The sequence below is a fragment of the Streptomyces sp. NPDC043867 genome, from assembly GCF_056435845.1.
Genome location: NZ_JBWKDS010000014.1, coordinates 22,511 through 46,821, shown reverse-complemented (window position 1 = coordinate 46,821; position 24,311 = coordinate 22,511). Strand labels below are relative to the sequence as shown.

The following is a 24,311-nucleotide window of genomic DNA, read 5'->3' as shown; positions in this document are numbered from 1 at the left end:
GACCACTGAACGTAGGCAAAGCCGTGACCTGGGTGAATGTCGCGCGGAGGGGCACTCTGGGAGACGTGCCCGGTCAGCAGGCGACCGGGTGCGAACGAACCCTCCTGAGGAGAACCCCGGCATGACCACTGTTGCTGCGTACGCCGCCCCCGCCGCCAAGGCTCCCCTGGAGCGCACCACCATCGAGCGGCGTCCGGTCGGCGAGTCCGACGTCCTCATCGAGATCAAGTTCGCGGGCATCTGCCACTCGGACATCCACCAGGCCCGTGAGGGCTGGGGCGAGGCCATCTTCCCGATGGTGCCGGGCCACGAGATCGCCGGCATCGTCACCGAGGTCGGCTCCGGTGTCTCCAGGTTCGCCGTCGGTGACCGGGTGGGCGTCGGCTGCATGGTCGACTCCTGCCGTGAGTGCGACAACTGCAAGGCGGGCCTGGAGCAGTACTGCTCGAAGGGCATGACCGGCACGTACAACGCCGTCGGCAAGGACGGCGAGCCCACTTACGGCGGCTACTCCACCCACATCGTCGTCGACGAGAACTACACCGTCCGCATCCCCGAGGGCCTGGCCCTGGACGAGGCCGCGCCGCTGCTGTGCGCGGGCATCACCACGTACTCCCCGCTGAAGCACTGGAACGCGGGCCCCGGCAAGAAGGTCGCCGTCGTCGGCATGGGCGGCCTCGGCCACATGGGCGTCAAGATCGCGCACGCGCTCGGCGCGGAGGTCACGGTGCTCTCCCAGTCGCTCCGCAAGAAGGACGACGGGCTGAAGCTGGGCGCCGACCACTACTACGCGACCAGCGACCCGGAGACCTTCGAGGAACTGCGCGGCACGTTCGACCTGATTCTCTCCACGGTCTCGGCCCCGCTCGACCTGGACCGCTACCTGTCCCTCCTGCGGACGGACGGCGCCTTCGTGAACGTGGGCGCGCCCGAGGAGCCCGTCGCGCTCAACCTGTTCTCCGTCATCGGCGGCCGGAAGACCCTCGCGGGCTCCGGCATCGGCGGCATCCAGGAGACCCAGGAGATGCTCGACTTCTGCGCCGAGCACGGCTTCGGCGCCGAGATCGAACTGATCAGCGCCGCCGAGATCAACGAGGCGTACGAGCGGGTGCTCGCCAGCGACGTCCGCTACCGCTTCGTGATCGACACGGCCACGATCTGACCCCGACCCGGGGCCCCGACTCCCGGGGGCGCCGCCGGACCACGGGTCCGCCCGGCGCCCCTCGGCGGTCTCGGGGCCGCCGCACGACCTGCCGCCGGGACAAGGACTCAGGAGACGACCAGGCCGGGAATGAAGGCGGCGATCCCTGACAGGAAGCTGCCGATCGCGGCCAGGGTGACGAGGGCGGCCTTGGCGTCCGAGAAGAGGCCGGAGCGGAACTCTCGTACGCGGCGTCGAAGGATCAGCATTTTCAGCTTCTGCCACCGGTGCTGACGGATGTGGCAGCCCAGCAGAAGGCCGGTCGCGTTGTTGCGGCAGCCGTCCGGACGTCCCCGGACCGGAGCGCTGCATGTCACCGGAGCCTGGACGAAGCACCAGACCAGGACCAGTGCCGAGAGGGTGACCACCACCGGGGGCCCGGCCGCCTTGTTGATCCAGGCCGCGATCAGCAGAGCGCCGGCCAGAACACCCCACCACTGCCCCAGCCCGCCGAGCCGGCCGCTCCGTGCCCCCGATGTCGCCATGTCCTGAATCGTGGCGAGCAGCTGGATCACTCATGCGTGGCGGTGTGACGTTGGCCGAAAAAGATCTTAGGACGGCTGACTGCCGGTGCTCCGGATCCGCTGTGTCCTGTCGACGCGTGTGACGTGCAGACCCGAACCGATTCCGCAGGCCGTGCTGTCACAGGACCGTTCCGGAGGGCTGTGCGAGGGACGCGCCGTGGGGAGCTGTCCCGCGCTGTCGCAGCGGCGGCGCCGGGTGTTCCCCGAAGGGAGCCCCGGCGGAGAAGCGGCCCCCCGGCCCCGCGTCACTGCGTCAGCGTCGCCGGGCTGCCGCCGTTCGCCTCGTAGCCCGCGACGGCCAGCGCGCGGTAGACCGCGTAGTCCGCAGCCGGGTCGGACGTCAGGGTCCAGGGGAGGGCGCCGATGTGTCCGTCGATGTGGACCAGCTGGTTCATCGCCTCGGACCAGCGCTCGCCCCGGACCAGGAAGAAGACCAGGAGATGGCGGACGTGGGCCAGCATCGGGTCGTCCGGACGGGCCGCGTGCACCGCGAAGAGCGCGCCGTGCACCGCCTTCGTCACGACCTCGCTCCGGTAGAAGCCGCTGACCAGATTCACCTCGGGCAGGTGCTCGAAGACCGCGAAGAGGGGCATGGCGGCCAGCAGGGACCCCTGCGGGGCACGGGCGGCGGCCGCCTCCGCGAAGGAGTACGCCGTCTCGCGCGAGCCGTGCCACTTCTCGCACCAGTAGTGCAGCGCCGCCAGATGCGCGCCCATGTGGGCCGGCGCCCGGTCCAGGATCTTCAGCCACAGCTTCTCGAACTGGGCCCGCTCGTAGGCCAGCCCGCGCGCCACGGACAGCTCGATGATGTACGGGACCGGGTCGCCCGGCGCCAGCAGCGCCGCTTCGGCACACGCAGCCCGGGCCTCCTCCATGATGATCCGGAACTCGTCCGTGCCAGGCGTCGCGGTCCGCCACGCCTGCTGCACGAGGAACTCCGCGTGCACCGCCGCGCCGCCCGCGTCCTTGGGCGCCTCGGCCCGCCACACCCGCAGCCACTGGCCGCCCGGCGTGTCACTGACCCCGCCGGGGCGCTGCTGGAGCTCCAGCGAGGCCGCGCCCGCGAAGGCCTGCACCCGCTGCCAGCGGAGCTCACCGGCCGCCTCCGTGCCCGCCAGGAGCTGCGCGGCCGCCCGGTAATCCCGGGTGCGCTGCACCAGGTCAAGCACGTCGACCAGGTCGCCGTCCGGGCCCGGCATGCGGACGTCCAGCTCCTCCTGGCGTACGAAGCCGTAGTCCGCCGGGTCCGCGGCGTCCGGGTCGCCGGGGGCGACCTGCTGAATGCCGGCCCGCCTGCGCATGAAGAACGGTCCGAGAACCATCCCCATCATGAGCAGCGCCATCAGGACCCAGAGAATCTCCATGCCTCAAGCGAACCAGAAGGGTCCGACAATTGGCCAACCCGGTCGCCCCGGACCCCCGCCGAGGCTCCCCGGCGTCCCGCACGGCGCGGAACGATCACGCTCCGGGCGGACGTGTGCCGTCATCGGCCCCGCGGGCGCACTACGCTCGGTTCCCATGAGCGACAGGCACATCAGTCAGCACTTCGAGACCCTGGCGATCCACGCGGGCAACACCGCCGATCCCCTCACCGGCGCGGTCGTCCCGCCGATCTACCAGGTCTCGACCTACAAGCAGGACGGCGTCGGCGGGCTGCGCGGCGGATACGAGTACAGCCGCAGCGCCAACCCGACGAGGACCGCCCTCGAAGAGAACCTCGCGGCCCTGGAGGGCGGCCGCCGGGGCCTCGCGTTCGCGTCAGGACTGGCTGCCGAGGACTGCCTGCTGCGTACGCTGCTCAGCCCCGGCGATCACGTGGTGATCCCGAACGACGCCTACGGCGGCACGTTCCGGCTCTTCGCGAAGGTCGTCTCCCGGTGGGGTGTGGAGTGGTCCGTCGCCGACACCAGCGACCCCACGGCCGTGCGGGCCGCGCTCACCCCGAAGACCAAGGCGGTCTGGGTGGAGACGCCGTCCAACCCCCTCCTCAACATCACCGACATCGCGGCTCTCGCCCAGGTCGCCCGGGAGGCGGGCGCCCGGCTCGTCGTGGACAACACCTTCGCGACGCCCTACCTCCAGCAGCCGCTCGCGCTCGGCGCGGACGTCGTCGTGCACTCGCTGACCAAGTACATGGGCGGCCACTCGGACGTCGTCGGCGGCGCCCTGGTCACCGCCGACGAGGCACTGGGCGAGGAGCTGGCGTACCACCAGAACGCGATGGGCGCGGTCGCCGGGCCCTTCGACTCCTGGCTGGTGCTGCGCGGCACCAAGACGCTGTCCGTGCGCATGGACCGGCACAGCGAGAACGCCGGCAAGGTCGCCGAGATGCTGACGCGGCACCCGCGCGTGACGAGTGTGCTGTACCCGGGTCTGCCGGAGCACCCCGGTCACGAGGTCGCCGCCAAGCAGATGCGGGCGTTCGGCGGCATGATCTCCTTCCGGGTCGACGGCGGCGAGGAGGCGGCCGTCGAGGTCTGCAACCGCGCCAGGGTGTTCACGCTCGGGGAGTCCCTGGGTGGTGTCGAGTCCCTGATCGAGCACCCGGGGCGGATGACGCACGCCTCCACGGCCGGCTCGCTCCTGGAGGTGCCCGCCGACCTGGTCCGCCTGTCCGTGGGCATCGAGAACGTCGACGACCTGCTCCAGGACCTCCAGCAGGCCCTCGGCTAGGCCGCGCTCACCAGCCGGTGAGGGGTGGGGTCGTGTCCGACGGCGGCTCCACCCAGGGCCGGGCGGTCGACGCCCAGACCACGAAGGCGACGGCCGCAGCGAGCAGCAGCAGCCACAGCAGCCGGCGGGCGGCGGTGCGGCGCCGCAGCATCCGCGCGCCCCGCCGGACGACGTCCGGGTACAGGCCGGGCGGCACCGGGGGCGGTGTCTGCTCCAGCAGCCGCCGTACGGCCGCCTCCCGCTCGGGCAGGTTCACGACGGCGCCACCTCCGCCAGGGCCGGCGCCGGTCCGCGCGGCGGATGCAGCAGGGTCGCCATGGCGCGGGCGCAGATCGCCCGGACGCGCTCGGCGGGCAGGCCGAGCAGGGCGGCCGTCTGCTCCTCGGCGACACCCTCGTACAGCCGCAGGACCAGGATCAGCCGCTCCTGGGGCGACAGGTGCGCCAGCACGCTCCCGGGATCGGGCCGGGCCCGGCCGAGGGCGCCGTACTGGTGCCAGGCCCCGCGCGCGAAGCGGACGGCCAGCTCCTGGCGGGCGCGGTCGTACGGGTCCTCGCCGCGCAGCCGGTCCCAGCGGGCGTACGTGAGGGCCAGGGTGTGGGTCAGCAGGCGCCGCGCGCGGGGGTTGGCGTCCGGGGGCTCCGCGGTGAGCAGGGTGGCGGCATGCAGCAGCCGCCCCGCCGCGCCCGCGACGAACGCCTCGAACTCCCGGGCGCGGCGGGCGTCACGGAACGCCCGCCGTTCTCGCACCGCGCCTCCCGCCTGAGGGTGACCCGGAGGGGTCTGTGGGACCTGAGGGGACCGGTGGTCCCGGCCGCGTACGGCATGCCAGACCGTGTACGGCGGGGCCCGCTCTCATATGAGGCCAGGTCCGGCCCCGGGGTCAAGGGTCCGGCGCACATGGGCACACGCGCGCGTACGGGTACGCGGGCGCGTGCGGGTACGCGGGCGCGTGCGGGTACGCGGGCGCGTGCGGCAGTCAGGAGACGGACGTGCGTGCGGGCGGAGAGACGGACGCGCGTGCGGGCGGGGAGACGGGCGTCCCGTGCGGGCGGCGAGGCGGCGGGATCGGCTCCCGGGCGGTGCGGACGGTCCGCGGCCGGTCGGCGTGCGGAAACGGACGGTACGCGGCGGGGGAGCCGGGAAAAGGGGCGGGCCGGGCGATCAAGCCGCCGGCCGGGCAGCGGTCTCCGCCGTCCGGTCGCCGGTCAGGAACCCGGCTGCGGCTCCGCCACCGGGCCGCCCTGCGCCGCCTGGCGGGCGGACAGCGCGCCGTTGAAGCGCGTGAGGAGCGTGCAGAACGCGTCGCGCTCCTCCGGCGCCCAGTCGTGTGTCAGCTCGGCCATCAACTGACGTCTCGACGAGCGGACTTCCTCCAGGCGGGACCCTCCGCGCGGGGAGAGCTGGAGCACCACGGCACGCCCGTCCTCGGGGTGCGAGGTGCGCTTGACGAGCCCGGTGTCGACGAGCGGCGCCACCTGCCGGGTGACCGTGGAGGAGTCGATCCCCATGCTCGCGGCGAGCGCCTTGACGCCCATCGGGCCTTCCTTGTCGAGGCGGTTGAGCAGCAGGTACGCGGCCCGGTCCATCGAGTTGCGCACCTGCCCCACGCCGCCGAGCCGGGTCTGTTCGGCACGGCGGGCGAACACCGCGACCTCGTGCTGCAGCGTGTCGAGGAGACCGGTGTCACCGACGGTCGTCATGTCCATCGACATTTCAGGTGTTGTGGGCATGGCCGGGGGCTCAATTCATGCGTGGGGTCCTGGGTTGGGGGACAGGGTACGCGGCCGGGACGCGGGTCGTACCGGCGCTGCGCAATCCAGTCTCGCCCGGTGGTCACACGAGGAGCGGCACGCTGTGAACTGCGAGACTGGTGGTCATGAGCTACAGCACGGCTGACTCCTTGCCGACGGTGACCCTGGACGACGTACGCGGGGCGCAGAAGATGCTCTCCGGCGTGTCGCGGGTGACCGCCATGGAGGGCAGCAGGCACCTGTCCCAGCTGGTCGGCGCGCCGGTGCACCTCAAGTGCGAGAACCTCCAGCGGACGGGCTCCTTCAAGCTGCGCGGCGCGTACGTGCGGATCGCGGGCCTGCTCCCCGAGGAGCGCGCCGCCGGTGTCGTCGCCGCGAGCGCGGGGAACCACGCGCAGGGCGTCGCCCTCGCCTCCTCGCTGCTCGGCGTGCGCTCGACGGTGTTCATGCCTTCCGGCGCCCCGCTGCCGAAGGTCGCGGCCACGCGCGAGTACGGCGCGGAGGTGCGGCTGCACGGGCAGGTCGTCGACGAGACGCTGGCCGCCGCCCAGGAGTACGCGGCCGAGACGGGGGCCGTGTTCATCCATCCGTTCGACCACCCCGACATCATCGCCGGGCAGGGCACGGTCGGCCTGGAGATCCTGGAGCAGTGCCCCGAGGTCCGCACGATCGTCGTGGGGATGGGCGGCGGCGGGCTGATCGCCGGGATCGCGACCGCGGTGAAGGCGCTGCGGCCCGACGTACGGATCGTGGGTGTGCAGGCGGCGGGGGCCGCGGCGTACCCGCCCTCGCTGGCTGCCGGGCGGCCGACGGTGGTCGCGAACCCGGTGACGATGGCCGACGGCATCAGGGTCGGGCGGCCGGGCGACGTGCCGTTCCGGATCGTGCACGACCTGGTGGACGACGTGCGCACGGTCTCGGAGAACCATCTGTCCAGCGCGCTGCTGCTGTGCCTGGAGCGGGCCAAGCTGGTCGTCGAGCCGGCCGGCGCCAGCCCGGTGGCGGCTTTGCTGAGTGAGCCGGGCACCTTCGAGGGTCCGGTCGTCGCGGTGCTCTCCGGCGGCAATGTGGACCCGCTGCTGATCCAGCGCATCCTGCGTCACGGCATGGCCGCGGCGGGCCGCTATCTTGCTGTCACGCTGCGGCTGACCGACCGGCCGGGCGCCCTGGCGACGCTCCTCGGGGTGTTGTCGGTGGCCGACGCCAACGTCCTCGACGTGAGCCACGTACGGACCGACCCGCGGCTCGGACTCACGGAGGTGGAGGTCGAGCTGCACCTGGAGACGAAGGGGCCCGAGCACTGCGCCGAGGTCAACAGGGCGCTGCGCACGGCGGGTTACACGGTCATCGACTGAGGCCGGCACCCCGTCGGACCGGGCCGGGAAAACCTGTTGTGAGACGCGATACATCGCGATACTGTGTGTCCCTCGCCACACCTGTGGCCGTGCGACGCGACGTTTTTCGCCCAGGAGAGTGACATCGCGTCCGTCGAGCGGCGCACACCACGCAAACCTAGGATCTTTCCGTAGGAATTCTCCAACTGTTTTGGGAGACCTCACATGCCAGGCGCCATCTATGCCGAAGGCCTGGTGAAGACCTTCGGCAACGTCAAGGCTCTGGACGGCGTCGATCTCGATGTCCCGGAGGGCACCGTGCTGGGCCTGCTCGGGCCGAACGGCGCGGGCAAGACCACCACCGTCCGCTGTCTGACGACCCTGCTGCGGCCCGACAGCGGCAGGGCGGTCGTCGCGGGCATCGACGTGCTCAAGCACCCCGACGCGGTGCGCCGCTCGGTCGGCCTGTCCGGACAGTTCGCCGCGGTCGACGAGTACCTGACCGGCCGGGAGAACCTCCAGATGGTCGGCCAGCTCTACCAGATGCGGGCGAAGCCCGCGAAGGCGCGGGCGGCCGAGCTGCTGGAGCAGTTCCGCCTCGCGGACGCCGCCGACCGCCCCGCCAAGACGTACTCGGGCGGTATGCGCCGCCGGCTCGACCTGGCCGCGGCCCTGGTCGTCTCGCCGCCGGTGATGTTCATGGACGAGCCGACGACCGGCCTCGACCCGCGCAACCGCCAGCAGCTGTGGGAGGTCATCAAGCAGCTGGTCTCCGGGGGTACGACGCTGCTGCTCACCACCCAGTACCTGGAGGAGGCCGACCACCTCGCGCACGACATCTGCGTCGTCGACCAGGGCCGCGTCATCGCCCGCGGCACCTCCGACGAGCTCAAGGCGCAGACCGGCGGCGAGCGGGTCGAGGTCGTGGTGCACGACCGCGAGCACATCGCGACCGCCTCCGAGGTGCTGCGCGGCTTCGGCAAGGGGGAGACCGCGGTCGAGGAGCACACCCGCAAGCTCACCGTCCCGGTGTCCGGCGGCGCCAAGCTCCTCGCCGAGGTCATCCGCGAGCTGGACGCCCGCGGTATCGAGATCGACGACATCGGTCTGCGCCGCCCCACCCTGGACGACGTGTTCATCTCGCTCACCGGCCATCTCGCCGAGGAGCGGGCGGAGGACGCCGCGCCGGCCGGAGCCGTCAAGAGCCGCAAGCACCCCGAGGAGACCGCCAAGTGAGCGCCGCCACCGACGCCGTGCAGCCCGCGGCTCCCAGCAACGCCCTGATCCAGTCCGTGCGGGACTCCCTCGTCATCGCCAGACGCAACCTGATCAGGATGTCCCGCATCCCGGAAATGGTGATCTTCGGGCTCATCCAGCCCGTCATGTTCGTGGTGCTCTTCTCGTACGTGTTCGGCGGCTCCATGCGGATCGGCGGCAGCACCAGCGCCGTCGACTACCGCAACTTCCTGATGGCCGGCATCTTCGCCCAGACGGTCACCTTCGCCACCGCGGGCGCCGGAGCGGGCATCGCGGACGACATGCACAAGGGACTCATCGACCGGTTCCGCTCGCTGCCGATGGCCCGCGGAGCGGTGCTCACCGGGCGTACGCTCGCCGACCTCGTCCAGACCGCGCTCACCCTGCTCGTCCTCGCCGCCGTCGCCCTGCTGGTCGGCTGGCGGGTGGGTTCCGACGGCGACACGAACGCGGCCAAGGTGCTCGGCGCCTTCGCACTGCTGCTGCTCTCCGGGTACGCGTTCACCTGGATCGGCGCCCTCATCGGCCTCTCCGTGCGGACGCCCGAGGCGGCCACCTCCGGCGGCCTGATCTGGCTCTTCCCGGTCACGTTCATCTCGAACGCGTTCGTGGACTCCGCGAACATGACGCCCTGGCTGCGGCACATCGCGGAGTGGAACCCGTTCAGCGCCACCGTCCAGGCCTGCCGGGTGCTCTTCGCCAACCCCGGCCAGTCGCAGTCCGACGCCTGGCCGATGCAGCACCCCGTCCTCGCCTCGGTGATCTACTCCGTCCTGATCATCCTGATCTTCCGCACCCTGGCGGTCCGCAAGTACCGGTCCGCCACCGCCTGACATCAGCGTGACGCATGCATGACGAAGCCCCCGGCGACGGACGCCGGGGGCTTCGTCGAGACCGTGGCCGCCGGGCTCAGCCCTGGTACGGGTGGGCCTTCAGGATCTTCACCGAGGCCCGCTTGCCGTTCGGCAGCTCGTACTCGGCCTCGTCGCCGACCTTCTTGCCGCTCACGCCGGAGCCCAGCGGGGACTGCGGCGAGTACGTCTCGATGTCGGTGCTCGCGTACTCGCGGGAAGCGAGCAGGAACGTCAGGGTGTCGTCCTCGTCACCGTCGAAGGCGATGGTCACGACCATGCCGGGCGCGACCGCACCGTCCGCCGCGGGAGCCTCGCCGACCTTGGCGTTCTCCAGGAGCTGGGTCAGCTGGCGCACTCGGAGCTCCTGCTTGCCCTGCTCCTCCTTCGCCGCGTGGTACCCGCCGTTCTCGCGCAGGTCCCCCTCCTCGCGCGCTGCCGCGATCTTGGCGGCGATCTCCGTGCGCGCAGGACCAGACAGGTACTCCAGCTCGGCCTTGAGCTGGTTGTACGCCTCCTGGGTCAGCCAGGTGACGTTCTCGCTTGTCTGGGTCACAGGTGCTCCTCGTAGGTACTGGGAATACAAAGCATCGCCCTACCCAGAAGAATGTTCCTTCTCGGGTGGGCGAAACCACGAGCCTAACAATTCAACGGCTGAAGGGGGAGGACATAAGGCATCAGAATAACGTCGGCGCAGGTCAGTGCGGAAGCAGTACATGCCGGACGAGCTGTGTCGCCGCGCTTCGCCGCCGGTCGCCGCCGGGCAGGACCCGGCTCAGCCGGCGTGACAGCCCAAAAGCTGAGCCGTGGTGCCGCGGGCCGTCGTCCGCAGCGTGACGACCTTGTCGATGCGCGAGGAGTGCCCGCCGAAGCGGAAGTCCGCACGGCCCACCTCGGCACCGTCCGCACTCTGCGAACGCAGCGTGCAGTAGCCGCTCGCGTCCGCGTCCTTGCGCACTTCCAGATGCACCTCGACCGCCTCGTCCGAGACGGCACTGAAGGTGATCACCTCGGCGCTGATCCTGCTGCCGCCCACGTAGTAGTACGCGAACCAGCCGACGAGGGCGAGCAGGGCCACGCCCAGCACGGAGCCGATGACCTTGAGCCTGCGGTCGGCACGCTCGTCCGCGGAGCGGCCGTACCGGCCCTCGGGCAGCCGCGTGCTCGCCGTAGTCATGGTCGTCCTCTCGCAGGGGGCCGGAGCGGAAGTCCCGGCAGGGGCTCCCGGGGCCGGGCCCCGGAATTTTTCGCCCCCCTGTTCCGTCACTATAGAAGCCGCCCACCACGCCGATCCACGCCGGGCGCCGACCGACGACTTGACCAGGCGACAGCCGACTGACTGAGGATTGAGTCTTGACTGACCAGCTGCGACTGATGGCCGTGCACGCCCACCCCGACGACGAGTCGAGCAAGGGCGCGGCCACCATGGCGAAGTACGTGTCCGAGGGGGTGGACGTACTGGTCGTGACCTGCACGGGCGGGGAGCGGGGCTCCATCCTCAACCCCAAACTGCAGGGGGACACGTACATCGAGGAGCACATCCACGAGGTACGCAAGAAGGAGATGGACGAGGCCCGCGAGATCCTCGGCATCAAGCAGGAGTGGCTCGGCTTCGTCGACTCCGGCCTGCCCGAGGGCGACCCGCTGCCCCCGCTCCCCGAGGGCTGCTTCGCGCTGGAGGACGTCGACAAGGCCGCCGGCGAGCTGGTGAAGCAGATCCGCTCGTTCCGTCCGCAGGTGATCACCACGTACGACGAGAACGGCGGCTACCCGCACCCCGACCACATCATGACCCACACGATCTCGATGGTGGCCTTCGAGGGCGCGGCCGACGCCGAGAAGTACCCCGAGTCGGAGTTCGGCCCGGCGTACCAGCCGCAGAAGCTCTACTACAACCAGGGCTTCAACCGCCCGCGCACCGAGGCGCTGCACCAGGCCATGCTGGACCGCGGCCTGGAGTCGCCGTACGGGGACTGGCTGAAGCGCTGGTCGGAGTTCGAGCGTGTCGAGCGCACGCTGACCACGCACATCCCCTGTGCGGAGTTCTTCGAGATCCGCGACAAGGCACTGATCGCGCACGCCACGCAGATCGACCCCGACGGCGGCTGGTTCAAGGTCCCCATGGAGCTCCAGAAGGCGGTCTGGCCGACCGAGGAGTACGAGCTCGCCAAGTCCCTCGTCGATACGTCCCTCCCCGAGGACGACCTCTTTGCGGGCATCCGCGACAATGCCTGACATGAGCGCAAGCGCAAGCCTGGCAATGACGAACCTCGTCTCCCTCGCCAAGGAGGTCGACGAGAACAAGGTCACCCCCGGTGTCCTCGGCTTCATCGTGTTCGCGGTGATGGCCCTGGCCGTCTGGGGCCTGATGAAGTCGATGAACCGCCAACTGCGGAAGGTCGACTTCGAGGACCCCGAGACGGCGGAGACCCCCGCCGGCCAGACGCCCCCCGGCGCCTGAGCCGCCGAGCCCCGGCAGGGCTGAGACCACCCGCCCCGCCCGTCGGCCCGTCCGCACCCTCCGTCCCCCTCCGGCGCGGGAGAGGGACGGCACGGTGCCGCCGGGCTACCGGCGCGTCGTCACCGGTACGCCCATCACCTCGCGGGCGTGCCGGTCGGGGACCATGCCCAGCCGCCAGGCCTGCCAGCCCGCCTCCAGGCTGACGCCCCGCTCCAGCAGCAACTGGTACGCCTCGACGTACTCGTCCAGCTTCCCGTCCCGGGCGGGATGCCGTGAGCGGGCCAGCTGGGCCAGCTCCTCCTGCGCCACCGCGCTGCCGATCTCGGAACCGCCCGGCGCCCCGTAGGGCAGCAGCGTGCAGCGCAGGAACCGGGCCCAGTCCTCGCCGCGGCGGTCGCCGTACGACGTGAACAGACCGACCGCCTCGTCGCACAGGGACAGCGCCTGCGGAGTCCGGGCATTGCCCGCGTCCACCACCGCCAGCTCCAGACACGTCCACGCCTCGCCGTGGGCCACCCCGATGCGATGGAAGTCAGCGCGGGCGTCCACCAGGAGCTGCCGCGCGAAGCCCGAGTTCCGCAGGGAGCCGGTCTGGGCGGCCCGCTGGTCGCGGGTCACCCGCGCCGAGTGATGACGGGCGCAGGCCAGGCCGTACACGTCCCGCATCCGGGAGAACATCGTCCGGGACCGCTCCAGCTCACGCACCGCGTGATCCAGATCCCCCGTCTCCTCCAGCGCCTGGCCCAGGTAGTACACCGTCCACGCCTCCCCGCGCGCGTCCTCGTTGTCCCGGTGGCGCAAGGCCGCCTGCCGAAGACCGTCGACCGCGGACGAGGAATCACCGCCGACGAGCCGGGCGCGGGCCAGCTGCGTCAGCGCCCACGCCTCACCGCGGCCGTCGCGCGTACGGACGTACAGATCCAGCGCCTCCCGCAGCTCCCGCTCGGCGCGCGGAACGTCGCCCATGCGCAGCCCCAGCTGACCGAGCTGGAAGTGCGCCCACGCCTCGCCGTGCACCGACTCGCTCTCCCGGTGCAGCACCAGCGCCTCGGTGAGCAGGTCCAGCGCCGCGGACAGCCGGGCGCGGTCGCGTTCCACCGCCGCCAGGGCGTGCATCGTCCACGCCCGGTCACCCGCCAGCTCCGGCGCGGCCTGGAGATCCATGGCCTCCTGGAGCCGCGCCGCCGCCTCCGTCAGATTGCCCTGGTGGTGCAGCGTGATCCCCAGGGAGCACAGCGCGCGGGCCGCACCCGCGTCGTGATGCGCCTCGAAGTACAGGTCCACGACCGAGGACAGCGTCGTCCGCGCCTTGTCCAGCTCACCGAGCTGACGGGCCGCGATACCCGTCCGCCACTGCACCGACCGCACCAGCAGCCCCTGGTCCACGGCCTGGGTCAGCTCGCTGATCTCGCCCAGGCGGTACAGATCACCGCGCAGCAGGCAGTAGTCGCACAGCGCGCCGAGCAGATTGAGCACGGCCGCCTGGTTCACGCCCTCCGCATGGCGCAGCGCCGCCGTGATGAAGCTCGACTCGTCGTCCAGCCAGCGCAGGGCCGCGTCGAGCGAGGTGAAGCCGTGCGGGCCGACCGCGCTGGAGTGGAACGCGGAGTCCGCACGCGTCGACGTCTTCCCGTCGACCAGGCGGATCACCGAGTCGGCCAGCTCCCCGTAGTTCACGATCAGCCGCTCCTGCGCCGCCGTCCGCTCGGCCGGATCCTCCTCGTCCAGCAGACGCGCCTGCGCGAAACTCCGCACGACGTCGTGCAGGCGGTAGCGGCTGCCGCGCACATGCCCGATCAGGCCCGCCCGCGCGAGCGCGGCCAGCTGACGGGCCGCGTCCTGCTCGTCCGTCGCGAGCAGCGACGCCGCCGCTGCCGCGCCCAGCGAGGCACGCCCCGCCAGCGCCAGCCGCCGCAGCAGCCGCCTGGCCGTCTCCGACTGGTCGGTGTAGCGCAGCCACAGGACCCGCTCGACCGGCTCGACCGGACCGTACGCCCCGAGGTCCGTGGCCAGCTGGCGCGCGGTGCGCGGACCGAGGGAGGAACCCGCGATGCGCAGCGCCAGCGGCAGGCCGCCGCACAGCTCCCGGACGCGGTCGCAGGACTCGGCGTCGTACGGCCCCGACGGGTCCTGCGCCGCCGCGTTCAGCAGCTCCTCGGCACTGCCCGCCTCCAGCGCCTCCAGCGGCAGATGGTGCACCCGGGCGGCCAGATCCGCGGGCAGCGCGAGGGGGGTGCGGGCGGTGACCAGCACCAGGCTGTCCGACCGCTCCGGGACCAGGGTGCGGACCTGTTCGGCGTCGGACGCGTCGTCCAGCACGATCGTGACCGGCAGCCCCGTCAGATGCTGGTGGTACAGCTCGCTCAGCCGCCTCACCTGCTGGTCCGCCGAGGAACGCTCCCGGAACAGCAGCTGCTCGCGCGGCGCCCCGAGCCGGTTCAGCAGATGCAGCAGCGCGTCGCGCGTGGACAGCGGCGACTCCTCCCCGCTGTCACCCCGCAGGTCCACCACGCACGCGCCCCGGAACTGGTCCCGGAGCTCGTGCGCCACCCGCACCGCCAGGGTGCTGCGGCCGGAGCCGGGGGCGCCGTGCAGCACCACGACCGTCGGCTTGGTCTCCGTACTCGCGCGGGCCGCGTGCACCCACTGCGCCACCCGCGAAAGCTCCTGCCTGCGCCCGGTGAACACCGGGTCCCGCTCCGGGAGTTGATTGAAGGACTGGTCCAGGACCGTGCGCCTGCGGGCGGCGGCGCTCTTGTCCGTGCGCCGCAGCTGCGGAGCCCCCTGCTTGGCCCCGGCGGACGCGCTGAGCACCCGCTGCTGGTCGAGAAAGGGCCGGATCCCGCGTATCTCCAGGGCGGTCAGCCACTGCAGGCGCAGCTGTTCGGCGCCGCCTGGCTGGTTCCGGGCGCCCGCGCTGCGGCTCGCCGCGGGCAGATGCGAGGCGGTCACCTTCACCACGGTGACCGCCGCCCCGGCCGCGCCGGCCACGGCCCCGGCACCCAGGGCCGTCCCCGCGCCGGTACCCAGCGCCAGGTCGGCGACGCAGGCCGCCAGCGCGGCGACGCCCGCGACCAGCACCGCCGGGCCGGCGCCCGCCCGGGCGTACCGCTGCCCGAAGGTCGACTCGACCGCCGCCGCCTCGTCGAGCGCGCGGGTGTACGCCTCGTACTCCTCCGCGGCCGTCCGGGCCATGGCGTCCAGCTCACCGCGCGCCCGCGACAGCAGCACGGCCCCGTCGGTGCGCCCGCCCGACCGCCGCACCTCCTCCTCCACGGCACGGCCCAACAGCCGCTCGGCGTCCGCCCGATGGCTGTCCCGCATCTGATGTCCCCCTCCGGCGGCAACTCCTGTGCGTATGAGTGTCCTTGGTACGGGGCGGGAGCGACAGAGGACCGGCGATCATTGGCGCGGCCCGTCGCCGGGGCGCCCGCGCGGGTACGGGCCGTACCGCGGCGAAGGCACGCCGGGTGAAGCCGTGCTTCTGCCCCGCACGGGACACCGTGGGAGAGTGGACGGGTGAACCGACTGGCCGATGAGACGTCCCCGTATCTGCTCCAGCACGCCGACAACCCCGTGGACTGGTGGCCCTGGTCGGCCGAGGCCTTCGACGAGGCGCGCAGGCGCAATGTGCCCGTCCTGCTCAGTGTCGGGTACAGCAGCTGCCACTGGTGCCACGTCATGGCGCACGAGTCCTTCGAGGACGAGGCGACGGCCGCGTACCTGAACGAGCACTTCGTGAGCGTGAAGGTGGACCGCGAGGAGCGGCCGGACGTCGACGCCGTGTACATGGAGGCGGTGCAGGCGGCGACCGGGCAGGGCGGCTGGCCCATGACGGTCTTCCTCACCCCCGACGCGGAACCCTTCTACTTCGGCACCTACTTCCCGCCCGAGCCCCGCCACGGGATGCCCGGCTTCGGTCAGGTTCTGGAGGGCGTGCGCGGTGCCTGGACCGACCGTCACGCCGAGGTGGCCGAGGTCGCGGGAAAGATCGTGCGGGATCTCGCGGGCCGGGAGCTGAACTACGGCGGCACCGGGGCGCCGGGTGAGGAGGAACTGGCCGGTGCCCTGCTCGGGCTGACCCGGGAGTACGACGAGCAGCGCGGCGGCTTCGGCGGAGCGCCCAAGTTCCCGCCGTCCATGGTGATCGAGTTCCTGCTGCGCCATCACGCCCGCACCGGTTCCGAGGGCGCCCTGCAGATGGCGCGGGACACCTGCGAGCGGATGGCCAGGGGCGGCATCTACGACCAGCTCGGCGGCGGGTTCGCCCGCTACTCGGTGGACCGCGACTGGAAAGTCCCGCATTTCGAAAAGATGCTCTATGACAACGCCCTGCTGTGCCGCGTCTACGCGCACCTGTGGCGTTCCACCGGGTCCGGTCTCGCGCGGCGGGTCGCGCTGGAGACCGCCGACTTCATGGTGCGCGAACTGCGCACCGCCGAGGGCGGGTTCGCCTCCGCGCTCGATGCGGACAGCGACGACGGGACCGGCAGGCACGTCGAGGGCGCGTACTACGTGTGGACGCCGGAGCAGCTCCGCGACGTCCTCGGGGACGACGCGGAACTGGCCGCCCGGTACTTCGGCGTGACCGAGGAGGGCACCTTCGAGGAGGGCGCCTCGGTCCTGCAACTCCCGCAGCAGGAAGAGGTGTTCGACGCGGAGCGGATCGCGTCGGTCCGGGAGCGTCTGCTCGCCGCCCGGTCGCGGCGCCCGGCTCCCGGCCGCGACGACAAGGTGGTCGCCGCGTGGAACGGCCTGGCGGTCGCCGCGCTCGCGGAGACCGGGGCCTACTTCGGGCGTCCCGACCTGGTGGAGGCCGCGATCGGCGCCGCCGACCTCCTCGTACGGCTGCACCTGGACGACCGTGCCCGGCTGGCGCGGACCAGCAGGGACGGCCGGGCCGGTGCCCACGCCGGGGTGCTGGAGGACTACGCGGACGTCGCCGAGGGCTTCCTCGCGCTGGCGTCGGTCACCGGCGAGGGGGTCTGGCTGGAGTTCGCCGGGTTCCTGCTCGACCATGTCCTCGCGCAGTTCGCCGACGCCGAGTCGGGCGCCCTGTTCGACACCGCGGCCGACGCGGAGCGTCTGATCCGCCGGCCGCAGGACCCCACCGACAACGCCACGCCCTCCGGCTGGAGCGCGGCGGCCGGTGCCCTGCTGTCGTACGCGGCGCAGACCGGCGCCGAGCCCCACCGCACCGCGGCGGAGCGGGCGCTGGGTGTGGTGAGGACGCTCGGGCCGCGCGCCCCGCGCTTCGTGGGCTGGGGTCTTTCGGTGGCGGAGGCGCTGCTCGACGGGCCCCGCGAGGTCGCGGTCGTCGGCCCGGCGGAGGCCGAGGCGACAAGGGCCCTGCACCGTGCGGCTCTGCTGGGGACGGCGCCGGGGGCGGTGGTCGCCGTGGGAGCTCCTGGCAGTGACGAACTGCCGCTGCTGGCGGACCGGCCGCTCCTGGACGGTGAACCGGCCGCGTACGTCTGCCGCAACTTCACCTGTGACGCTCCGACGTCCGACGTCGAGCGGCTCCGGGAGGCGCTGGGGAACGCGGTCTCTGACTGAATCAGGCGGATCTGGACCGGTAACTTCCGACGTAGTCGCATACATGCGCTTACTCGGCCTAGCGTTCCGAAACACTCTATTTATCTGAACAGCGTACGGGCTTCACAGTTCCCCCCTAGTCTCCTCACGGTGACGCGACGGTTGACGGCTCGCCGTCGCGACCGGGGTTTGGGGATCTGGGGGGATCTGTTGCTCACGTCTGTCTTCATCGCTGCCGTTTCACTGGCTCTGTTCTGGATGGCCGCCTTCACTCTGTGGTGGCAGATGCACGCGTGGCGTACGCCCGAGGTGCTCGCTTCCACCCGTTTCAGCAGACCGGACGGCGGGGAGGGCCTGTCCTTCTCGCTGCTGCTGCCCGCGCGGCACGAGCAGGCCGTGCTGGACCACACGATCCAGCGCCTGCTCGAGTCCGGCCACGACGACTACGAGATCATCGTCATCGTGGGACACGACGACCCGGAGACCGCCGCGGTCGCCCGCCGGGCCGAGGCCCGGGACCCGCGCGTGCGGGTCGTCGTCGACACCCACGAGAAGAAGAACAAGCCGAGGGCCATGAACACGGCGCTGCCGTACTGCCGCGGCGAGGTCGTCGGGGTCTTCGACGCCGAGGACCAGGTCCATCCGGAGCTGCTCGCCCACGTCGACCACGCGTTCCGCACCACGGGTGCGGACGTCGTGCAGGGCGGGGTGCAGCTGATCAACTTCCACTCCAGCTGGTACAGCCTGCGCAACTGCCTCGAGTACTTCTTCTGGTTCCGGTCGCGGCTGCATCTGCACGCACAGAAGGGGTTCATTCCGCTCGGCGGAAACACCGTCTTCGTGCGCACCGACGTGCTGCGCGAGGCCGGCGGCTGGGACCCGGACTGCCTGGCCGAGGACTGCGACCTCGGGGTACGGCTGTCCAGCGTCGGCAAGAAGGTCGTCGTCGCGTACGACTCCGACATGGTCACGCGGGAGGAGACACCGGGCAGTCTGGTGTCCCTGCTGAAGCAGCGCACCCGCTGGAACCAGGGATTCCTCCAGGTCTACCGCAAACGGGACTGGAAGCAGCTGCCGGGATTCGGGCAGCGGCTGCTCGCCCGCTACACGCTGATGACGCCGTATCTGCAGGCCGTCTCCGGGGTGATCATCCCGCTCAACGTGGCCGTCGCGCTCTTCCTCGACGTGCCGGTCGGCATCGCCTTCATCACCTTCCTGCCGGCGGTCACCGCCATGGTCACCTTCGTCTTCGAGCTGGTCGGCCTGCACGACTTCGGCAAGCAGTACGGGCTGCGGGTCCGGTTCGTGCACTACCTCAAGCTCGTCGCCGGCGGGCCGTTCTACCAGGTGCTTCTCGCGGGGGCGGCCGTCCGCGCGGTGTGGCGGGAGCAACGGGGCCGCAGCGACTGGGAGTTGACCAGTCATGTAGGTGCGCATCTCACCGAAGCGATCCGAGAGGACGTTCCTGCGTGACCTCCACCCTTCCCGCGGTGACCGGCACGGTCCCCGCGCAGCGGCCTCGCGCGCCCAGATACGTTCCCGTGGTCCTTCCGGTCCCGCGTTTTCGCCGTTCGCGGTCCGATCTGGTCCTCTGCGGGCTGCTGCTCGTGGCGATCATGGTCGTGCAGGGCTGGAACATCGCCGACTACCCGACCCTCAGCGACGACGAGGGCACCTACCTCGCCCAGGCGTGGGCCGTGCAGCGGGGCGGCGGGCTCGCCCACTACACGTACTGGTACGACCACCCGCCCCTCGGCTGGATCCAGTTGGCGGCACTCACCTGGATCCCCGCGAAGATCAGCCCGTCGTTGATGGCGGTCGGGCCGATGCGGATGATGATGCTGCTGGTCAGCGCCGCGAGCGCGGTTCTTCTGTACGTCCTCGCGCGGCGGCTGCGGCTGCCGCGCTGGGCGGCCGGTCTCGCCATGGCGATCTTCGGGCTGTCGCCGCTGTCGGTCGTGCTCCAGCGCGAGATCTTCCTGGACAACATCGCGGTGATGTGGACGCTGCTCGCGTTCTGCCTGGCCGCCTCGCCGAACCGTCATCTGTGGCACCACTTCGGGGCGGGCGTCGCAGCCGCGGCGGCGGTGCTCACCAAGGAGACGATGCTGGTCGTCCTGCCCGCGCTGGTGGTCACCATGTGGCGCCACGGCCACCGCGACACCCGCAAGTTCGCCCTCACCGGAGCCGTCACCGCCTGCGTCCTGATCGGCCTGGCGTATCCGCTCTTCGCCCTGCTCAAGGGCGAGTTGCTCCCCGGCTCCGGGCATGTCTCGCTGTGGGACGGCATCACGTACCAGATGAGCCGCCCCGGTTCCGGTTTCATCCTCGACCCCGGCTCCGGCTCGAACGGGGTGCTGCGGTCCTGGCTGTACTACGACCGTGTCCTGCCCCTCGGCGGTCTCGCGGGCGCCGTGCTGCTCATGCTCACCTGGCGCTGGTCGGTGACCGCCCGCGCGCTGGCCGGGCCGGCGCTCACCGTCGGCGTCCTCGCCCTGGTGGCACTGCGGCCGAACGGCTATCTGCCCGCGATGTACGTCATCCAGGCGCTGCCCTTCCTCGCGCTGGTCCTCGCCGGAGGCGCCGCGAGTGTGGCGCACGCGGTGCTGCGCCGGCGGCGGAGCACCGCGGAGAGGCCGTACGTCACCTGGGGACGCCGGGCGACGGCGGTCCTGCTGGCGGCGGCGGCCGCCCTGTACGTCGTGCCCCGCTGGTACGACGGCGACCGCACCGCGGTGACCGCCGACGCGAACGCCCCCTACCGGGCCGCGTCGCACTGGCTCACCACGCGGGTCGAGAACCCCGGGAGGACCCGGGTCCTCGTCGACGACGCCCTCTGGCTCGACCTGGTGCACGACGGGTACCGGCCCGGGCTCGGCGTCATCTGGTTCTACAAGGCCGACCTGGACCCGGCGGTGACGAGGACGATGCCGGGCGGCTGGCGCGACCTCGACTACGTGGTGGCCTCCCCGACGGTACGGCGCGACGCCGCCGACCTGCCCAACGTCGCGGCAGCGATGCAGCACTCGACGCCGGTCGCCACCTTCGGCACCGGCGAGGACCGGATCGAGATCCGTCGGATCCAGGCCGTGGGAGGTCCCCGATGAGCTACGAGTCCACCGTCCCCGAGGAGCTCGGCACCTCGGCGGTCCGCGCCGCCGAGGTGCCCGAGCCCGGCGCCGTCACCATCGTCGTGCCGACCTTCAACGAGTCCGCGAACGTCCGCGAACTGCTGCGCCGCATCACCGAGTCGGTGCCGGCCCGGCTGCCCTGCGAGGTCGTCTTCGTGGACGACTCCACCGACGACACCCCCGAGGTGATCTCCCGGGCGGCGCAGGACTGCCCGTTCCCGGTCACCGTGCTGCACCGGGAGGAGCCCGTGGGCGGTCTCGGCGGCGCCGTGGTCGAGGGGCTGAAGGCGGCGACCTCCGACTGGATCGTCGTCATGGACGGCGATCTCCAGCATCCGCCGTCCCTGGTACCGGAGTTGGTGGCCACGGGCGAGCGGGCGTCGGCCGGGCTCGTCGTCGCGAGCCGCTACGTCGAGGGCGGCAGCCGTGCGGGGCTGGCCGGCGGCTACCGCGTCGCCGTCTCGCGCGGTGCGACCTGGCTCACCAAGTCGCTGTTCCCGGGCAGGCTGCGGGGCATCAGCGACCCGATGAGCGGCTTCTTCGCCATCCGGCGCAGCGCGGTCACCGCGGACATCCTCCAGCCGCTCGGCTACAAGATCCTCCTCGAACTCGCGGTGCGCAGCCGCCCCCGCGAGGTCACCGAGGTGCCGTTCGTCTTCCAGGACCGGTACGCGGGCGAGTCCAAGTCGACGGCGCGGGAGGGGCTTCGCTTCCTGCGCCACCTGGCCGGGCTGCGCACCGCCTCACCCGTCGCCCGGATGGTGGCCTTCGGCCTGATCGGCGCCACCGGGTTCCTGCCGAACCTGCTCGGTCTGTACGCGCTCACGGCCGCCGGACTGCACTACCTGCCGGCCGAGATCGTCGCCAACCAGTTCGGCGTCGTCTGGAACTTCCTGCTGATCGAGCATCTGCTGTTCCGCGAGCGCCGCAGGCATCGCAACGGGTGGGACCGTACGGGCCGGTTCGTGCTGCTCGCCAACGCCGATCTGGTGCTGCGCATCCCGCTGATCGCGCTGTTCGTGCGCGAGTTCGGGATGGGCGCGCTGTCCGCCACCGCGCTGGCGCTGGTGATGACGTTCGTCCTGCGCTTCGCGGGGACCGAGGCGCTGGTCTATCTGCCGCGCCGGGGCCCCGGGGCGAAGCGCGAGGGCCGCGACCGCACGGTGGGGAGAGCCGCATGACGTTCCGTTTCAGGGCACGGCGCAGGACGTCCCTGCTGGCCGTGACGGGTCTTGCCGCGGGACTGCTCCTGGTCTCGCCGCAGCCCGCCGCCGCGGCGAACCTCGTGGGGAACCCGGGCTTCGAGACGGCGGGCACGGACGGGATGCCGTACTGCTGGGAGAAGTCCGGCTGGGGCGACAACGACTTCACCTTCTCCACCGTCGCGGACGCCCGTTCCGGCAGCAAAGCGATGAAGGTCGAGCTGACCCGGCGTGCCGACGGTGACCGCAAGGCGCTGATCACCGAGAGCGCGGCCTGTGCGCCGGTGGTCACGGCGGGCAGGCAGTACGACCTCGGGCTCTGGTACCGGTCGACGACCCCGGACGTGTCCCTCACGCTCTTCCGGCACGACGCGACGGCGGGCTGGCAGTACTGGACCGACCTGAAGACGTTGCAGATGGCGGGCGGCTGGACCGAGGCGTCGGTCCGTACGCCCGCGGTGCCGGCCGGCACCGACCGCATCACGTGGGGTGTCTCCGTCTACGGCACCGGGTCCGTGACCACCGACGACTACAGCATGGAGCAGGTCGCCGAGGCGCCGCCGCCGGTCCGGTGCACCGGCACGGCCGACCAGTGCGCCAACGGGAGGTGGGACGTGCTGCCCACCCAAAACCCGGTCCGGTCCATGCACTCCGTCGTGCTGAACAACGGCAAGGTGCTGCTGATCGCGGGCTCCGGGAACAGCGAGGAGATGTTCCAGGCGGGCACGTTCACCTCCGCGGTGTACGACCCGGTGCGGGGCACGTACAAGGTCGTCCCGACGCCGAAGGACATGTTCTGCGCCGGGCACGTCCAGCTGTCCGACGGGCGGGTGCTGGTGATGAGCGGCAACAAGGCGTACGGGGTGGCGGGCGGGCACGGCTACGAGGGGTACCGGGACTCGTACCTCTTCGACCCGGTCACCGAGACGTACAGCAGGACGAACGACATGAACGACGGGCACTGGTACCCGTCGGCGACCGTGCTGGGCAACGGTGACGTGCTCTCCTTCGGCGGACTGCGCGAGGACTCCACCGGGTCGGTGACCGCCGAGCGCTGGTCGGACGCCGAGCGGCGGTGGCAGCCGCTGTGGAAGGTCAACCAGACCTGGTCGTTCTGGGGTCTGTACCCGTCGATGATCCTGATGCAGGACGGCCGCCTGTTCTACTCGGGCAGCCATGTCTTCGGCAACGGCACCCCGGGCACGGGCTCGGCGGTCTACGACTACGACGCCAACACGACGACCGCGGTCCCGGGGCTGCGGAACAAGGACGAGCGCGACCAGTCCGCGAGCGTGCTGCTGCCGCCGGCCCAGGACCAGAAGGTGCTGACGCTCGGCGGCGGCAACATCGACTCCAACCCGGACGCGAACCGGCTGACGGACATCATCGACCTCAAGTCCGCCGACCCGGCGTACGTCGCGGGCCCGCAGATCCCGCAGGGGAAGGTCGACCTCGGCAACGGCAAGGCGGAGCAGACCGGCGCCCAGGGCAAGATGTACGTCTCCGCCGTCCTGCTGCCGGACGGCAAGGTCCTGGAGACCGGCGGTGCCCTGCACAACCGGGCGGACCCGGTCTACGAGTCGTCGATCTTCGATCCGGCGACCTCGGCCTTCGATCCGGTGACGCCCGACCCGGAGGAGCGCGGCTACCACTCGTCCGCGTTCCTGCTGCCCGACGGCCGGGTGATGACGACGGGCGACAACCCGGGCAACGGCACCTGGAACCACGACGTGTCCGTCTACACCCCGCCGTATCTGCTCAAGGGTCCCCGCCCGGCGATCACTTCGGTGATCGACAAGGAGTGGGTGTACGGCGACACCCAGCGGATCACGGTCGACCGGCCGGTCGCCAGGGCGGAGCTGATCAGGCCGGCGGCGGTGACGCACTCCTCCGACCCGAACCAGCGTTTCGTGGACCTGCCGCTGAGCGTGGACGGGAACAACGTCGACCTGAACGTGACGAGCAACCCGAACCTGGCGCCGCCCGGCTGGTACATGCTCTTCGCGGTCGATGCCAACGGGGTGCCGTCGGTGGCCGAGTGGGTGCACCTCCAGGGGCCGTCCGCGCTGGCCGCGGACGCCCCCTCGGCGCACGTCCACGCCTTCGCCGGCTCGCTGGAGGGCACCGTCCGGGAACCCGGGCGGAAGCGGGCCTCGCAGAAGGTCGGCCCCACCGTCTCCGGCTGCGACCGGCACTACGGGTCGGTCAACGTCTGCGTGCCGACGGTCTTCCCGGACGGGGTGCGGAAGACGGCGGACGCCCGCTGCGGCTGGCTGAAGACGAACGAATACGGCCGGCTGAGGGTCAACGGCGGGGACGACCCGCTGGGCCTGGACCGGGACGGGAACGGAGTGGCCTGCGGGAAGGGGGACCTGCGGAAGCCGTAGG

General features: G+C 71.6%; 20 protein-coding genes. 12 read left to right on the top strand and 8 right to left on the bottom strand.

Features of this window, described 5'->3' with window-relative positions:
* Positions 1-121 precede the first annotated feature (121 nt).
* A complete protein-coding gene (locus tag AC069T_RS16150; RefSeq protein ID WP_478783353.1) occupies positions 122-1,162 on the top strand; it encodes an NAD(P)-dependent alcohol dehydrogenase in 1,041 nt (346 codons plus the stop codon).
* Between the two features lie 107 nt (positions 1,163-1,269).
* Here the strand turns inward: AC069T_RS16150 and AC069T_RS16145 are convergent, their stop codons facing one another.
* Together AC069T_RS16145 and AC069T_RS16140 are read right to left on the bottom strand one after the other, a co-directional pair.
* Positions 1,270-1,686 (bottom strand): hypothetical protein, encoded by a 417-nt coding sequence (locus AC069T_RS16145; RefSeq protein WP_478783352.1) that lies wholly within the window; start codon positions 1,684-1,686, stop codon positions 1,270-1,272.
* A gap of 284 nt (positions 1,687-1,970) precedes the next feature.
* Entirely contained in the window at positions 1,971-3,089 is a 1,119-nt protein-coding gene (locus AC069T_RS16140; protein ID WP_478783351.1) for a hypothetical protein, read from the bottom strand.
* Between the two features lie 154 nt (positions 3,090-3,243).
* Between AC069T_RS16140 and AC069T_RS16135 the strand changes: the two genes are divergently transcribed.
* Entirely contained in the window at positions 3,244-4,398 is a 1,155-nt protein-coding gene (locus AC069T_RS16135) for a cystathionine gamma-synthase (protein WP_478783350.1), read from the top strand.
* Between the two features lie 7 nt (positions 4,399-4,405).
* Here AC069T_RS16135 and AC069T_RS16130 read toward each other — a convergent pair whose 3' ends face one another.
* The 3 genes from AC069T_RS16130 to AC069T_RS16120 form a co-directional block, all read right to left on the bottom strand.
* A complete protein-coding gene (locus AC069T_RS16130) occupies positions 4,406-4,654 on the bottom strand; it encodes a hypothetical protein (RefSeq protein WP_478783349.1) in 249 nt (82 codons plus the stop codon).
* The gene (locus tag AC069T_RS16125; protein WP_478783348.1) at positions 4,651-5,148 is read right to left on the bottom strand and encodes a sigma factor-like helix-turn-helix DNA-binding protein; all 498 of its coding nucleotides are present in this window, start codon (positions 5,146-5,148) and stop codon (positions 4,651-4,653) included. Before AC069T_RS16125 ends, AC069T_RS16130 begins: the two co-directional genes overlap by 4 nt.
* A gap of 458 nt (positions 5,149-5,606) precedes the next feature.
* Entirely contained in the window at positions 5,607-6,113 is a 507-nt protein-coding gene (locus AC069T_RS16120) for a MarR family winged helix-turn-helix transcriptional regulator (RefSeq protein WP_476752555.1), read from the bottom strand.
* Between the two features lie 164 nt (positions 6,114-6,277).
* Between AC069T_RS16120 and ilvA the strand changes: the two genes are divergently transcribed.
* The 3 genes from ilvA (at position 6,278) to AC069T_RS16105 (ending at position 9,576) form a co-directional block, all read left to right on the top strand.
* Positions 6,278-7,507, top strand: coding sequence for a threonine ammonia-lyase (ilvA, locus tag AC069T_RS16115; RefSeq protein ID WP_478783347.1), 1,230 nt, complete (start codon positions 6,278-6,280; stop codon positions 7,505-7,507).
* Between the two features lie 204 nt (positions 7,508-7,711).
* Positions 7,712-8,722 carry an ATP-binding cassette domain-containing protein gene (locus AC069T_RS16110; RefSeq protein ID WP_478783346.1) on the top strand — a complete coding sequence of 337 codons (1,011 nt, stop codon included), beginning with the start codon at positions 7,712-7,714 and terminating at the stop codon, positions 8,720-8,722.
* Entirely contained in the window at positions 8,719-9,576 is an 858-nt protein-coding gene (locus AC069T_RS16105; protein WP_478783345.1) for an ABC transporter permease, read from the top strand. The genes AC069T_RS16110 and AC069T_RS16105 overlap by 4 nt, the downstream gene beginning before the upstream one ends.
* A 76-nt stretch (positions 9,577-9,652) precedes the next feature.
* Here AC069T_RS16105 and greA read toward each other — a convergent pair whose 3' ends face one another.
* On the bottom strand, positions 9,653-10,150 hold the full coding sequence (gene greA, locus AC069T_RS16100) for a transcription elongation factor GreA (RefSeq protein ID WP_478783344.1): 498 nt from the start codon (positions 10,148-10,150) through the stop codon (positions 9,653-9,655).
* Between the two features lie 219 nt (positions 10,151-10,369).
* Positions 10,370-10,771, bottom strand: coding sequence for a DUF4307 domain-containing protein (locus AC069T_RS16095; RefSeq protein ID WP_478783343.1), 402 nt, complete (start codon positions 10,769-10,771; stop codon positions 10,370-10,372).
* Between the two features lie 176 nt (positions 10,772-10,947).
* Between AC069T_RS16095 and mca the strand changes: the two genes are divergently transcribed.
* A complete protein-coding gene (gene mca / locus AC069T_RS16090) occupies positions 10,948-11,829 on the top strand; it encodes a mycothiol conjugate amidase Mca (protein WP_478783342.1) in 882 nt (293 codons plus the stop codon).
* Complete coding sequence (locus AC069T_RS16085) at positions 11,822-12,055, top strand: hypothetical protein (protein WP_478783341.1); 234 nt, start codon at positions 11,822-11,824, stop codon at positions 12,053-12,055. The genes mca and AC069T_RS16085 overlap by 8 nt, the downstream gene beginning before the upstream one ends.
* 105 nt (positions 12,056-12,160) lie before the next feature.
* Here AC069T_RS16085 and AC069T_RS16080 read toward each other — a convergent pair whose 3' ends face one another.
* Positions 12,161-15,379: a tetratricopeptide repeat protein gene (locus AC069T_RS16080; protein WP_478783340.1), complete on the bottom strand. Its 3,219-nt coding sequence runs from the start codon at positions 15,377-15,379 to the stop codon at positions 12,161-12,163.
* Positions 15,380-15,574: 195 nt separating this feature from the next.
* Between AC069T_RS16080 and AC069T_RS16075 the strand changes: the two genes are divergently transcribed.
* The 5 genes from AC069T_RS16075 (at position 15,575) to AC069T_RS16055 (ending at position 24,310) form a co-directional block, all read left to right on the top strand.
* Positions 15,575-17,611, top strand: a complete 2,037-nt coding sequence (locus tag AC069T_RS16075; RefSeq protein ID WP_478783339.1) for a thioredoxin domain-containing protein — start codon at positions 15,575-15,577, stop codon at positions 17,609-17,611.
* A gap of 189 nt (positions 17,612-17,800) precedes the next feature.
* Positions 17,801-19,063, top strand: a complete 1,263-nt coding sequence (locus AC069T_RS16070) for a glycosyltransferase (protein WP_478783338.1) — start codon at positions 17,801-17,803, stop codon at positions 19,061-19,063.
* Positions 19,060-20,697, top strand: coding sequence for an ArnT family glycosyltransferase (locus AC069T_RS16065; protein ID WP_478783337.1), 1,638 nt, complete (start codon positions 19,060-19,062; stop codon positions 20,695-20,697). Before AC069T_RS16070 ends, AC069T_RS16065 begins: the two co-directional genes overlap by 4 nt.
* Complete coding sequence (locus AC069T_RS16060; protein WP_478783336.1) at positions 20,694-21,902, top strand: glycosyltransferase; 1,209 nt, start codon at positions 20,694-20,696, stop codon at positions 21,900-21,902. The genes AC069T_RS16065 and AC069T_RS16060 overlap by 4 nt, the downstream gene beginning before the upstream one ends.
* Positions 21,899-24,310, top strand: coding sequence for a galactose oxidase-like domain-containing protein (locus tag AC069T_RS16055; RefSeq protein WP_478783335.1), 2,412 nt, complete (start codon positions 21,899-21,901; stop codon positions 24,308-24,310). The genes AC069T_RS16060 and AC069T_RS16055 overlap by 4 nt, the downstream gene beginning before the upstream one ends.
* Position 24,311: the final 1 nt, after the last annotated feature.

What these genes read in the sequence shown, in the direction of transcription:
- ilvA (WP_478783347.1), top strand. Translation starts at nt 6,278, where the DNA reads ATGAGCTACAGCACGGCTGACTCCTTGCCGACGGTGACCCTGGACGAC.
- AC069T_RS16085 (WP_478783341.1), top strand. Translation starts at nt 11,822, where the DNA reads ATGCCTGACATGAGCGCAAGCGCAAGCCTGGCAATGACGAACCTCGTC.
- AC069T_RS16135 (WP_478783350.1), top strand. Translation starts at nt 3,244, where the DNA reads ATGAGCGACAGGCACATCAGTCAGCACTTCGAGACCCTGGCGATCCAC.
- AC069T_RS16060 (WP_478783336.1), top strand. Translation starts at nt 20,694, where the DNA reads ATGAGCTACGAGTCCACCGTCCCCGAGGAGCTCGGCACCTCGGCGGTC.
- AC069T_RS16145 (WP_478783352.1), bottom strand. Translation starts at nt 1,686, where the DNA reads ATGGCGACATCGGGGGCACGGAGCGGCCGGCTCGGCGGGCTGGGGCAG.
- AC069T_RS16055 (WP_478783335.1), top strand. Translation starts at nt 21,899, where the DNA reads ATGACGTTCCGTTTCAGGGCACGGCGCAGGACGTCCCTGCTGGCCGTG.
- AC069T_RS16110 (WP_478783346.1), top strand. Translation starts at nt 7,712, where the DNA reads ATGCCAGGCGCCATCTATGCCGAAGGCCTGGTGAAGACCTTCGGCAAC.
- AC069T_RS16120 (WP_476752555.1), bottom strand. Translation starts at nt 6,113, where the DNA reads ATGTCGATGGACATGACGACCGTCGGTGACACCGGTCTCCTCGACACG.
- AC069T_RS16095 (WP_478783343.1), bottom strand. Translation starts at nt 10,771, where the DNA reads ATGACTACGGCGAGCACGCGGCTGCCCGAGGGCCGGTACGGCCGCTCC.
- AC069T_RS16140 (WP_478783351.1), bottom strand. Translation starts at nt 3,089, where the DNA reads ATGGAGATTCTCTGGGTCCTGATGGCGCTGCTCATGATGGGGATGGTT.
- AC069T_RS16150 (WP_478783353.1), top strand. Translation starts at nt 122, where the DNA reads ATGACCACTGTTGCTGCGTACGCCGCCCCCGCCGCCAAGGCTCCCCTG.
- AC069T_RS16080 (WP_478783340.1), bottom strand. Translation starts at nt 15,379, where the DNA reads ATGCGGGACAGCCATCGGGCGGACGCCGAGCGGCTGTTGGGCCGTGCC.